11 protein-coding genes are annotated in these 12,720 nt (G+C 72.2%); 9 read left to right on the top strand and 2 right to left on the bottom strand.

Annotation, left to right across the window (positions count from 1 at the left end; genetic code table 11):
- Window positions 1-14: 14 nt before the first annotated feature.
- From ACGFML_RS33210 to hutI, 3 genes are read left to right on the top strand one after another with little or no spacing between them, the layout of a single operon-like run.
- Complete coding sequence (locus ACGFML_RS33210; protein WP_393549421.1) at window positions 15-1,232, top strand: allantoate amidohydrolase; 1,218 nt, start codon at window positions 15-17, stop codon at window positions 1,230-1,232.
- Entirely contained in the window at window positions 1,223-2,641 is a 1,419-nt protein-coding gene (locus ACGFML_RS33215; protein WP_393549359.1) for a formimidoylglutamate deiminase, read from the top strand. The genes ACGFML_RS33210 and ACGFML_RS33215 overlap by 10 nt, the downstream gene beginning before the upstream one ends.
- A gap of 17 nt (window positions 2,642-2,658) precedes the next feature.
- Window positions 2,659-3,843 carry an imidazolonepropionase gene (gene hutI, locus ACGFML_RS33220; RefSeq protein ID WP_393549360.1) on the top strand — a complete coding sequence of 395 codons (1,185 nt, stop codon included), beginning with the start codon at window positions 2,659-2,661 and terminating at the stop codon, window positions 3,841-3,843.
- A gap of 136 nt (window positions 3,844-3,979) precedes the next feature.
- On the opposite strand, the gene ACGFML_RS33225 is transcribed toward hutI, so the two are convergent.
- Window positions 3,980-4,933: an RNA polymerase sigma factor SigF gene (locus ACGFML_RS33225; protein WP_393549361.1), complete on the bottom strand. Its 954-nt coding sequence runs from the start codon at window positions 4,931-4,933 to the stop codon at window positions 3,980-3,982.
- 261 nt (window positions 4,934-5,194) lie between these two features.
- Between ACGFML_RS33225 and ACGFML_RS33230 the strand changes: the two genes are divergently transcribed.
- From ACGFML_RS33230 to ACGFML_RS33255, 6 genes are all read left to right on the top strand, one after another.
- Window positions 5,195-5,563, top strand: a complete 369-nt coding sequence (locus ACGFML_RS33230; protein WP_393549362.1) for an STAS domain-containing protein — start codon at window positions 5,195-5,197, stop codon at window positions 5,561-5,563.
- A gap of 171 nt (window positions 5,564-5,734) precedes the next feature.
- Entirely contained in the window at window positions 5,735-6,232 is a 498-nt protein-coding gene (locus tag ACGFML_RS33235; RefSeq protein WP_393549363.1) for an ATP-binding protein, read from the top strand.
- Window positions 6,233-6,423: 191 nt separating this feature from the next.
- Window positions 6,424-7,158 (top strand): LPXTG cell wall anchor domain-containing protein, encoded by a 735-nt coding sequence (locus ACGFML_RS33240; RefSeq protein WP_393549422.1) that lies wholly within the window; start codon window positions 6,424-6,426, stop codon window positions 7,156-7,158.
- A gap of 50 nt (window positions 7,159-7,208) precedes the next feature.
- Window positions 7,209-8,201 (top strand): hypothetical protein, encoded by a 993-nt coding sequence (locus ACGFML_RS33245; protein ID WP_393549364.1) that lies wholly within the window; start codon window positions 7,209-7,211, stop codon window positions 8,199-8,201.
- A gap of 80 nt (window positions 8,202-8,281) precedes the next feature.
- Complete coding sequence (locus ACGFML_RS33250) at window positions 8,282-9,334, top strand: hypothetical protein (protein WP_393549423.1); 1,053 nt, start codon at window positions 8,282-8,284, stop codon at window positions 9,332-9,334.
- Window positions 9,335-9,351: 17 nt separating this feature from the next.
- Complete coding sequence (locus ACGFML_RS33255) at window positions 9,352-10,740, top strand: hypothetical protein (protein ID WP_393549424.1); 1,389 nt, start codon at window positions 9,352-9,354, stop codon at window positions 10,738-10,740.
- 109 nt (window positions 10,741-10,849) lie between these two features.
- Here the strand turns inward: ACGFML_RS33255 and ACGFML_RS33260 are convergent, their stop codons facing one another.
- Entirely contained in the window at window positions 10,850-12,379 is a 1,530-nt protein-coding gene (locus ACGFML_RS33260; RefSeq protein ID WP_393549365.1) for a peptide MFS transporter, read from the bottom strand.
- Window positions 12,380-12,720 lie beyond the last annotated feature (341 nt).

A 12,720-nucleotide genomic window follows, 5' to 3' on the forward strand; every position in this document is an offset into this window, starting at 1 on the left:
CCTCGTTCCACGAGATGTGGCAGGAGCTGCGGCCCATCGGCCGCGACTCCTCCACCGGGGGCTACCGCCGCTACGCCTGGACCGGCGCGGACACCGAATGCCGCGCGTGGTTCCGGGCCCAGGCCGAGGCCCGCGGGCTCGCCTACGAGCTCGACCGCAACGGCAACCAGTGGGCCTGGCTCGGCGCCACCGGCCATCGGGACGTGGCCCCCGGCGACGCCGTCGTCACCGGCTCCCACCTGGACTCCGTACCGGACGGCGGCGCCTTCGACGGGCCGCTGGGTGTCGTCTCCTCCTTCGCCGCGCTGGACGAACTCCGCCGGAGAGGGGCGGCTTTCACCAAGCCCCTGGCGATCGTCAACTTCGGCGACGAGGAAGGCGCCCGCTTCGGCCTGGCCTGCGTCGGCTCCCGGCTCGCCGCCGGGGCACTGACCACCGAGGCCGCGCACCGACTGCGCGACGGCGACGGCACCACCCTGCCGCAGGCCATGGAGCGCGCCGGACACGACCCGGAAGCCATCGGTCCGGACCCCGAGCGGCTCGCCGCGATCGGCGCGTTCGTCGAACTCCACGTCGAGCAGGGGCGCGCCCTGGACCTGTCCGGCGACCCGGTGGGCATCGCCTCCGCCATCTGGCCGCACGGCCGCTGGCGGTTCGACTTCCACGGCGAGGCGAACCACGCCGGGACGACCCGCCTGGAGGACCGCCGCGACCCGATGCTCAGCTACGCCGCGACCGTGCTCGCCGCGCGCGAGCGGGCCCGGCTGGCCGGCGCCCTGGCCACGTTCGGGAAGATCAGCGTGCAGCCGAACGGCGTCAACGCCATCCCCTCGCTGGTCAAGGGCTGGCTGGACGCCCGCGCCGCCGACCAGGACACCCTGGACACGGTGATCACCGAGATCGAGCGGGCGGCCACCGAACGCGCCGCCCGCGACGGCGTGGACCTGACCGTCGTCCGTGAATCCTTCACCCCCGTCGTGGAGTTCCAGCACGCCCTGCGGGACGAACTGAGCGCGATCCTCGGCAAGTCGGGGGAGCGGCCCGTGCCCGTCCTGGGCACCGGCGCCGGGCACGACGCCGGTATTTTGTCCGGAACCGTCCCCACCGCGATGCTGTTCGTCCGCAACCCCACCGGGGTGTCGCACTCGCCCGCCGAAGCGGCGGGCGAGGACGACTGCGCCGCCGGGGTCACCGCACTCGCCGACGTACTGGAAGGGCTGGCGTGCCACTGACCACGCAGGCAACACCGACGACGTACTGGCTCGAACTCGCCTGGCTCGGCACCCACGTCGAGTCGGGCGTCGCCGTGGACATCGCGGACGGTCGGATCACGGCCGTCCGCACCGGGGCGGACACCCCGCCGCCCGGCGCCACCGCGCTGCGCGGCCTGACCCTCCCCGGTCTCGCCAACGCCCACTCGCATGCCTTCCACCGCGCCTTGCGCGGCACGGTCCAGGTCGGCTCCGGCACCGGATCACCCCCGCAGCGGCGGGGACTTGCGACGGTGGAAGGCGTGGAGCGGGCGCCGGATTCGTTCTGGACCTGGCGCGAGGTGATGTACGAGGTCGCCGACAAGCTCACTCCCGACAGCTATTACGCGCTCGCGCGCGCGACGTACGCCGAGATGGCGCTGGCCGGCATCACCTGCGTCGGCGAATTCCACTACCTCCACCACGCGCCCGGCGGCACCCGCTACGACGACCCCAACGCCATGGGCGAGGCGCTGCTCTCCGCCGCCGAGGACGCCGGTATCCGCATCACCCTGCTCGACACCGCCTATCTCTCGGCCGGTTTCGGTGCCCCGCCCAACCACCACCAGCTGCGCTTCTCCGACGGCACCGCCGAGCGCTGGGCCCAGCGCGCCGACGCCCTCAAGGAGCGCGCACACGCCCGCATCGGCGCCGCCGTCCACTCCGTGCGCGCCGTCCCCGCCGGGCAGCTCGGCACCGTCGCCGACTGGGCCCGCGAGCGGCAGGCCCCGCTGCACGTCCACCTCTCCGAGCAGACCGCCGAGAACGACGCCTGCCACGAGGCCCACGGACGCACTCCCACTCGACTGCTGTCCGACCACGGGGTGCTGGGCCCGCGCACCACCGCCGTGCACGCCACTCACCTCACCCCCGAGGACATCGGCCTGCTCGGCGGCACCCGCACCGGTGTGTGCATGTGCCCGACCACCGAGCGCGACCTCGCCGACGGCATCGGTCCGGCCGCCGACCTCCAGGGCCACGGCAGCCCCCTCTCCCTCGGCAGCGACAGCCACGCCGTCATCGACCTGCTCGAAGAGGCCCGCGCCATGGAGCTCGACGAACGGCTGCGCACCCGCACCCGCGGGCACTGGACGGCCGCCGCCCTGCTGCGCGCCGCGACCGCCGACGGTCATGCCGCCCTGGGCTGGGACGACGCCGGCACCCTGGAGACCGGCGCGCTCGCCGACCTCACCACGATCGCACTGGACTCCGTACGCACCGCCGGACCACTGCCCCGGCTGGCCGCCGAAACGGCCGTATTCGCCGCCTCCGCGGCGGACGTACGGCACACCATCGTCGGCGGCCGGCAGATCGTCCGGGACGGTGTGCACACCCTTGTCCCCGACGTACCCACCGCCCTCGCAGAGTCCATCGCCGCGGTACGCGGCTGAAGGAGAACACCCCCGCGATGACGACGACTTCCACGCCGACCACCACCGCCATCACCCACATCTCCCAGCTCGTCACCAACGACCCCTCCCTCGGTGAAGGCCCCCTCGGCCTGATCCAGGACGCCGCGGTCGTCATCGACGGCGACCGCATCGCCTGGGTCGGTGCCTCGAGCAAAGCACCCGCCACCGACAACGCCGTCGACGCGGGCGGCCGGGCCGGCATCCCCGGCTTCGTCGACTCCCACTCCCACCTCGTCTTCGCCGGCGACCGCACCGCGGAGTTCAACGCCCGGATGTCCGGCCGCCCGTACTCCGCCGGCGGCATCCGCACCACCGTCGCCGCCACCCGCGCCGCCACCGACGAGGCGCTGGGTGCCAACGTCGCCCGCTACCTCGCCGAGGGGCTCCGCCAGGGCACCACCACCCAGGAGACCAAGTCCGGCTACGGCCTCACCGTCGAGGACGAGGCCCGCGCGCTGCGCATCGCCGCGCAGCACACCGACGAGGTCACCTTTCTCGGCGCGCACATCGTCTCGCCCGACTACGCCGACGACCCGGCCGGCTACGTCGACCTCGTCACCGGCCCGATGCTGGACGCCTGCGCCCCGTACGCCCGCTGGGTCGACGTGTTCTGCGAGAAGGGCGCCTTCGACGGCGACCAGGCCCGCGCCATCCTCACCGCGGGCAAGGCCAGGGGCCTGGTGCCCCGGGTGCACGCCAACCAGCTCGGGCACGGCCCCGGCGTCCAGCTCGCCGTCGAGGTCGGCGCCGCCTCCGCGGACCACTGCACCCACCTCAGCTACGCCGACATCGACGCCCTGGCCCAGTCCGACACCGTCGCCACCCTCCTGCCGGGCGCCGAGTTCTCCACCCGCGCCCGGTGGCCCGACGCCCGCCCGCTGCTCGACGCCGGCGCCACCGTCGCCCTGTCCACGGACTGCAACCCCGGCTCCTCCTTCACCAGTTCCATGCCGTTCTGCATCGCCCTGGCCGTCCGGGACATGGGGATGACACCCGACGAGGCGCTGTGGTCGGCCACCGAGGGCGGCGCCCGCGCGCTGCGCCGCACCGACGTCGGCCGGATCACCCCCGGAGCCCGCGCCGACCTCGCCCTGCTCGACGCCCCCTCGCACGTCCACCTCGCCTACCGGCCGGGCGTACCGCTCGTATCGGCCGTGTGGCACAAGGGACTTCCGGTCTGAGCATCCGGAATGTCCCGCGCCCAGGGTCCCGTCGGACAGCCGTGGGCACAGCAAAGGAGGGCCCGTCCCGAAACCCTCGGGGCAGGCCCTCCTCTGCACGGGCGGCTGCCGGTCATGGCGGCGCGACCGCGGACGGTCACTCGTCGACCATCAGGCCCTTGCGGAGCTTTACCAGCGTGCGCGAGAGCAGCCGGGAGACGTGCATCTGAGAGATGTTCAGCTCCTCGCCGATCTCGGACTGCGTCATGTTGGCCACGAAGCGCAGCGACAGGATCTTGCGGTCCCGCGACGGGAGTTCGGCGATCAGCGGCTTGAGCGACTCCACGTACTCGATGCCTTCGAGGCCGTTGTCCTCGTAGCCGATGCGGTCCGCCAGCGCGCCTTCGCTGTCGTCCTCCTCGGGCTGGGCGTCCAGCGAGCTCGCGGTGTAGGCGTTGCTCGCGGCCATCCCTTCCACGACCTCGTCCCGGGTGATGCCGAGGCGTTCGGCGAGCTCGCTCACCGTGGGGGCGCGATCCAGCTTCTGGGCGAGTTCGTCGCCCGCCTTGGCGAGGTCCAGCCGCAGTTCCTGCAGACGCCGCGGTACGCGCACCGACCAGCTGGTGTCGCGGAAGAAGCGCTTGATCTCGCCGACGATGGTCGGCATCGCGAACGTCGGGAACTCGACGCCACGGCTCAGCTCGAAGCGGTCTATCGCCTTGATCAGGCCGATGGTGCCGACCTGGACGATGTCCTCCATGGGCTCGCTGCGGGAGCGGAACCGGGAGGCCGCGAACTTCACCAGGGCGAGATTGAGCTCGACCAAGGTGTTGCGGACGTACGCGTGCTCGTGCGTGCCCTCCTCGAGCTTCTCCAGCCGTTCGAAGAGGGTCTTGGACAGGGCCCGCGCGTCCACCGGGCCCACCTCGTCGAAGGGCGGGATCTCGGGCAGGCCGTCGATCTCGAAGAGTCCCGCCACATCGGATTCGGCAGGCTCCGACTGGGCAGGCGCCGACTGGGAAGGAAGCAGCCCGGTCGGGTCGGACGGGGGTGTCGACGATGTGTGCTGCCGGATGTCGTCGGTGCGCAGTTCGTCGAGCCGGGGTGACATGTGTCCTCCATCGTTCTCGGCATATGGCTGCCGATGCCTCTACGTGAAGCTGCGGTGTGCGGCGCCTCCAAAGCCGGCCGTTTCGAATGTGTCTCCGTCTACGCCTACCTGGCTTTGCATGAAGATGGCAAGTACGTGTTGTCCATATCTCGTGCTATATGGGGATTGTTCGGCTACCCCTGCGCGGACCGAGGGCGTAGTGTTCGACCTGCGCAGTCATCAGCTTTTCAGTCGCCGAGACAGCAAGAGGGGAGCGAGCACATGGACCGCGGGACGGTCGGCAGTGCGAGCCGAGGCCGGCTGCACGTCGCGATCCGGCATCACGGCACCAGTGCGGTGGTGACCGCCGCGGGTGAGCTCGATCACCACACCGCGGATCTGTTGCGTGAGTCGTTGGAGGGGTGCGTGGACGACGGATACGCACGCCTCGTGGTCGACTGCTCACCCCTCGAATTCATGGACTCCACCGGGCTCAATGTGCTGCTCGGTGCCCGCCTGAAGGCCGAGGCCGCGGGCGGCGGGGTCCACCTGGCCGGGATGCAGCCGGTGGTGGCCCGGGTCTTCGAGATCACCGGCGCCGAGGCGGTATTCACCGTGCACGACACGCTCGACGCGGCCCTGGCCGACTGACGTGACGAGGCGCCCGGGCGACGGTGCTCCGGGCGCGTAGTGCGCGTCACAACTTCCGTACCCAAGAAGTGGGTGTTCTCACGGTCCGGTCGGGCAGGAGACATCTGAATCCGTTGAATCAGTCAGGTATCTGTTTTCCGTGAAAAGGCGAATCGGTGAGGTGAAGCGCTGATGAGCACCACCCGGCCGTACCCGCCGGGCGATCTTGGCCCGGAGTCGGGTGGCCCGGGTGCTTCCGCCGCCCAGGGCGCCGTACCGGCAGGCCAGGTGCGACGACTCCGTCTGGCGGGCGCCCGAGGCGCCGTGGCACGTGGTCGCGACTTCGCCCGGGAGGCCCTGCACGACTGGGGCTGGCTGCCGGCCGCCGGCGCCGATCAGCGGGCCGCCGCCGAAGATGTGCTGCTCGTCGTGTCCGAGCTGGTCACCAACGCCTGTCTGCACGCCGAGGGTCCCGAGGAACTGCGGCTGCGGTGCGCCTCCAAGGTGTTGCGCCTGGAGGTCAGCGACCTCGGTGCCGGTTCGCCGGCGCCGCGCAGCCCGCACCGCCCGGGCCGCCCGGGAGGGCACGGCATGTTCATCGTGCAGCGCCTGTGTCTGGACTGGGGCGTGGTCCGTAACGCCGACGGTGCGGGCAAGACCGTCTGGGCGGAGCTCGCCGCTCCGTCCTGAAGTTCGGGCGGCAAGCGAAGAGTTGAGCGCGGGTCCATGGACCCGCGCTTTGTCGTATACCCGTCCACCCGCTCCGATCGGGGCTGTGCTGTGCCTTCCCTCGGCAAGGCCCCGGGCGTACCTTGACGGCCAATCTGATGTGCCGTCAGTAACATCCGGCGGTGCGCTACCCGGGAGAAGGGGAGTTCGAGGTGGCCCGCTTCTGTGAACCACACGGCAGGCGCCCGCGCCGCACGGCCCGGCTGGCCGTGGCCGTGGCGATGACGGCGGGGTCCGCGGTGCTGCTCGCCGCACCGGCCGCACACGCCGAGGTCGTCGACGTCAACTACCAGTGCAAGACGCCGATCGGCAACAAGGGCGCGGTGTCGCCGATCGACATCAAGTCCACCCCGAGCGGCGGGGCGTACAAGCTCGTCATGTCCTTCCAGAAGGGCGTCTCCTCCAGCCCCGTCGAACTGGGCAAAGGCGCCATGAAACCGAGCGCCCTGATCAAGCTGGGCGGCGCGGACAGCGGAACGGTGCCGGTTGCCGGGCCGCCCAACGACAAGGCGATTCCGGCCAACACCCCCATCAAGATCAGTGACTTGAGCGGGACCTACACCCCCAAGGCCGACGGCAAGGTGACCTTCACGGCCGCCACCCTCACCATCAAGGCCCTCGGCACGACCACGACCTGCACTCCGAGCAACAGTCCCAAGCCCTCGCTCTCCCTGGACGTCAAGGGATCGGGCGGCGCCTCGGGCGGATCTTCGGGCGGCTCCTCGGCGGGCACCGGCGGTTCGGACGCGGGCGGTTCCTCCGGTGGCCGGCTGCCGCAGACCGGACCCGCGGACTCCGCCGTCGCCCTGGGCACCCTCGGCGGCACCGTGCTGCTGGCCGGTGCGGCCGGTGCGCTCTGGCTGACCCGCCGCAACCAGCGGGCGTGACACGGGGCGTGCCCCGCCCTCCGTACGAGCCCCAGCACCAGGAGCCGCCGATGCCGTTCCGTACCCGTGCAGCGGTCGGTGCCGCCGTTCTCGCGACCGCCACCGCAGTGCTGTGCCCCGCCCCGGCCGTGGCCCGGCCGGCCGCACCGGGGTGGTCCGCCGCACCCGCGCCCGGCGGGGGCGCCCGGCCCGGCGCGCAGGACCGTCCGTACTTCTACCTGGAGGGCGCACCCGGCACCGTCCTGTCCGACCGGCTGTCCCTGGCCAACCCCTCCGGCCGGACCGTCACCGTGCGGCTGCGCGGCTCCGGCACCGGATCGTGGCTCAGGCTCGCGGCCCCGGAGGTGAGGGTGCCGGCGCGCACCCGGGCGGCCGTGCCGTTCACCGTGACCGTGCCACGGGGCGCGGCGCCCGGCAGCCGCTCCGGCGCGATCGTGGCGAGCAGCGGCGGCACGACGGGCCCGCGGGATCGGGTGCCGGTGCATCTGCGGGTGACCGGGCCGACGCTCTCGGCGCTGACCGTCGAGAGCGTGTCGGTGCGGGCGAGCGGTGACGGGGCGGTCATCCGGTACGCGCTGGTCAATCGGGGAAACACCGTGCTCCGGCCGCGGGTCGCGGTGCGCGCCGACGGCGTCCTCGGTGAGGTGCTGCGCCGGCCCGCCCGCTCGCTGCCGGGCGGACTGCGCCCCGGACGGCGGGTCGAGCGCACCGAGAAATGGCCGGACGCGCCCGGTCTGGACGCCGTGAAGGTGGCGGTGACGGCGACGGCGGAGGGCGGGGCGTACGGATCGGCGACGGCCGGCTACACCGCGATCCCGTGGGGCGCCGCCGCCGCGGCCGCGGTCGCGGCCGCCCTGGCGGTGGGCGGACGGGTGTTCCTGCTGCGGAAGCGGCGTGCGCGTCGGGCGGGCGGAGCGGAGAGGGGCGCGGGGGACCGGCCCGGTGCCGCCCGGACGGGCGCCCCGGAGCGGGAGTTGGCGGGTACGGGAGCGGGAACCGGCACGGGATCGGAATCGGCACCGGGATCAGGAGCGCGAGCGTGAACGGCCAGACGGAGACGGACCCCACCACGGACCCCACCACCACGAGCCCGACCAGCACCGACCCCACCACCACGAGCCCGATCGCGCTCGCCCGCGCCGCGCGCCGGGCCGCCCCCGGACGCCGGGCCGCCGCCGCGCTCGCCCTCTGCGCCGTGCTGTTCCTGTCCCTGTTCCCGGGTGCCGCCGCGCATGCCGTCGGCTCCGAGCCCGCCGGGCGGCCCTCCGTCCAGCTCTCCGGGAAGGAGGCGGGCAAGGGCGGCAGCATCACCGTGACCGGGCGCGGCTGGCGGGCCAAGGCGCTGCTCACGCTGCTGATCTGCGGCCAGAACATGATCGGCGGCACCAACTCCTGCGCCAACGGTGACGGGCGGGCCGTCACCACCGACGCGCACGGGGCCTTCCGCAAACGCCTCCCGGTCGCCGAACCGCCCAAGCCCTGCCCCTGTGTGGTGCATGTGGCGACGGTGACCGGTGCGGCGGACGCCGCGGATGCCGCGTTCATGGTGGCGGGGCATCCGGTGGCACCGCTGCCCAAGGAGAGCGCGGGCGGACGGCTGACCGTGCTGGCGGCGCCCCGGCTGGCGGGCAGCAGCGGGCTGCTGACGTGGTTCGGCGCACCGCCGCAGCGTGAGCTGACGTTCACCGTCGGCAATCTCGGGTCGACGCCCGCCAGGAATCCCGTCTTCCAGGTCGGGACCTCGCACGGCGTCTACGCGCCGAAGTGGGAGGACCAGCAGTGGCGGGGCACCGTACCCGCCGGGAAGAAGGCCGAGGTCAAGCTGCCGGTGGAGCTGGCCGCCGGGGCCCACGGTGACTATCTGGTCTCTCTCCGGTACGGCGGCAAGGTCCTGGTCGAGCAGCCGTGGGGGGTCGGCAGGCCGTGGGGCGTGACGCTCTTCTGGGTGCTGCTGTGCCTGGTGATCCCCACGGCCGTCTTCCGCGTCGGGATGGCGATCGTGGACCGGGTACGCCCGCGCGGCCCGGCAGCCCCCGCCCGCCGCCGACGCACCACCAGGAAACGAAGTGTGACCCGGCAGCCCGGCGACCGTGCCGCGCTGCCGTGGTTCACCCCGGACACCGCACCGTCCACCACCACATCAACCGAACGACCGACCTCGAAAGGTTCTGCGTAATGACGCTGATGAGGCTGATGAGGCACCGGAGGAGAGCGGGTGTGGCCTCGGCGGCCGCGCTGGCGCTCGCGGGTGCGGGTGTGCTGTCGCTGGCCGGACCCGCCCAGGCGGCGGAGGTGTCGTACAAGACGGAGTGTCTGCCGCCGCCGATATCGGGGCTGCCGCCGATCGAGGGGACCACGAAGGTGGCGGTCAGCGCGCCCGCGACGGCCAAGGTCGGCGAGGAGATCGAGGTGGTCTGGAAGACCGTCGAGGGGGCGTCCAAGAACCCGGACATCCTCGACCTGGCGGCGGACACCGTCCAGCCGACCGGCACCATCAAGGTGGCCGGGGCGCAGACCGGTGAGCTGCCGATGTCCGGGCCGCGGCAGAATCCGCCGATCCCCAAGGGCAGTCCGATGAAGCTGTCGGACATGAAGGGCAAGCTGAAGCTGGAGAAGCCGGGCGAGGTGACCCTGTCGCCCGGCTTCTACAACATCAACGTCAACAAGCCGATCTCCACGGACACCAAGTGCTCGCCGAAGGAGACGGTGCAGCCCGCGGTCACCATCAAGGTGACGGACGGCGGGGGCGGCTCCGGTGGCACGACCGGCGGTGGTACGACGAGCGGCGGCGCCGCCGGCGGCACCAGCAACGGGGGAACGTCCGCCGGCACGGACTCGGGCGGCGCCACCACCGGCGGCACGAGCGCCGGATCCACCGGCGGCTCCACCGGCGGCTCCACCGGCGGCTCGGGCGGCGACCCCGACGGCACCGCGTACAAGGGCAAGGAGGTCGAGGTCCCGTACGCCTGCAAGACGCCCATCGGGGACAAGAAGGCCACCTCGCCCGTGCAGATCGACGCCGTGAAGAAGAGCGGCGGCTACGACCTGACGGTGCAGTTCCGCAAGTCCGTCATGGACAGCCCGGCGGACATTCCGGCCGGCTCGGTCAAGCCGTCGATGGACGTCGCGGTGGGCGGCGCGGACAAGGGAGCCGTCAAGGTGACGGGGCCGGCCAACGACAAGCCCATCAAGTCCGGTGACCCGATAGAGATCCCCGACCTGAAGGGCGCCTACAAGCCGGGGGCCACCGGCAGGGCCACGCTGACGCCGGGCGTGCTGACCGTCAACGCCCTGGGGACGACCACGACCTGCACGCCCGAGAAGGACCCGGGCGCCTCGCTCACGCTGGACACCGCGGCGCAGCCGGGCGGTGCGTCCGGAGGCACGACGGGTGGCTCGTCGGGCGGCACGACGGGAGGCACCGCGGGGTCCCCCACCGCGTCCGGCGGGAGCGGCGGCCTCGCCGAGACCGGCGCCGCCGACCACGGCGCGCTGACCGCCCTCGGCCTCGTCGCCGGCACCGTCATCCTGCTCGGCGGTGCGGTCTTCACCTTCACCCCGTGGCGGCGGTTGCGCCGCTAGCACGCCCGCACGAGCCGCCCGGCGCGTCTTCGTAGGCCGCGCCGGAGGGCGGCCGGCACGGGAAGGGCCCGGCACGCAGTGCGTACCGGGCCCTTTCGTGCGGGAGGCGTCAGTGGACGTCGCCCATCAGCGAGGCGATCTTCTTGCGGTTCAGCCACACCGCGGCTCCCGCGAGGACGGCCAGGGCCGCCTCGCCCGCGAGCACACCGGTGCCGCTGAGGTCCACGCCCGCGCTGGAGAGCAGGCTGATCGAGCAGTCACCGGCGGTGACGGCGAGGAACCAGACGCCCAGCATCTGGCTGGCGTACTTCTCCGGGGCCAGCTTGGTGGTCACCGAGAGGCCGACCGGGGACAGGCACAGCTCGCCCATGGTCTGGATCATGTAGACCACGACCAGCCACATCGGGCTGACCTTCGTGCCGTCCGTCGACATCTGCATCGGGGCGATGAAGACGAAGTACGAGGCGCCGATGAGCACCATCGCCGCGGCGAACTTCACCGGGGTGCCCGGCTCCTTGAGGCGCTTGGCCAGGGCCAGCCACAGCCAGGCGAAGACCGGCGCCAGCGCCATGACCCACAGCGGGTTGACGGACTGGAACCAGGTGGACGGGAAGCCCAGGCCCGCGATGTGGTCCGCGGTGTTCTTCTCGGCGAAGCCGCTGAGCGTCGAACCGGCCTGGTCGAAGATCATCCAGAACACGGCGGCGGCCACGAAGAACCAGACGTAGCCGCTGACCTTGATCTGCTCGGTCTCGGTCAGCTCCTTGTCGCGCTTGATGCGGATCAGCACGGAGATCGGGATGATCAGGCCGAGCAGGGCGATCGGGACGAGCGCCCAGTTCAGGGTGAAGGTGCCGGTGGCCACGACCACGGCGTAGAAGATCGCGGCGACGGCCAGCCAGATCAGGCCCTTGCGCAGCCAGGCGGTGCGCTCCTCGGCGGCCAGCGGGGTCGGCACGACGGCGCTGTGCGGGCTCAGGTTGCGGGTGCCGATGAGGAACTGCACCAGGCCCAGGCCCATGCCGACCGCGGCGGCGGCGAAGCCGAGGTGCCAGTTGACGCTCTGTCCGATGGTGCCGATGACCAGCGGGGCGGCGAAGGCACCGACGTTGATGCCGATGTAGAAGATTGTGAAGCCACCGTCACGGCGCGGGTCCTGCGGCCCGTCGTAGAGGTGGCCGACCATCGTCGAGATGTTGGCCTTCAGCAGACCGGAGCCGAGGGCGACCAGACCCAGGCCGGCGAAGAACATCGCCTGACCGGGGATCGCCAGCGCCAGGTGGCCCGCCATCACGGTGCCGGCACCGACGACGACCGTCTTGCGCGGGCCCCAGACCCGGTCGCCGAACCAGCCGCCGGGCATCGCCAGCAGGTAGACCATCGCGAGATAGACGGCGTAGATGGCCGATGCCGTGGCCATGTTCATGGCCAGGCCGCCGCCCTGTGCTCCGGGCTTGGCGTCGGGGCCGCCGGAGATCAGATACAGCACCAGCAGCGCACGCATGCCGTAGAAGCTGAAGCGCTCCCACATCTCGGTCATGAAGAGTGTGGCCAGTCCGCGGGGGTGGCCGAAGAAGGTCTTGCCGCCGTCTGCAGGGTTCCCCTGCCGGGCCGCGTCCTTCGTCAGGCTGGACGCCATGGTGGTTCCTTGGTCTGCTCGCGGGACGCGCTCGGAAACCCGCTGCGCGCCCGGGTGGGGGATGACCGGCACCGGCGTCGACATGCCCGCCCCCACGTCCGGGGGTTCGGTGCCGCACGGCACCGGCAGGACGGTCGTACACCAGGATCCACGCCCCCGTGCTGCTCGCGCGGTGGACCCGGTCGACAGGTCAGTCACTGTGTACCGGGGCTGGTGGTTCCAGCCCCGCACACAACAGGGACCGTTGACGCCAGTTGAGAGTCAGCGGCCCGTAGGTTGTGCGATGGACGTCCCGACACCATACGTCTCGTACCGCCGCCGTTGGGTGTCATGAGACAACG

It is taken from the genome of Streptomyces sp. NPDC048650 (assembly GCF_043199095.1).
Taxonomy (GTDB): Bacteria; Actinomycetota; Actinomycetes; order Streptomycetales; family Streptomycetaceae; genus Streptomyces.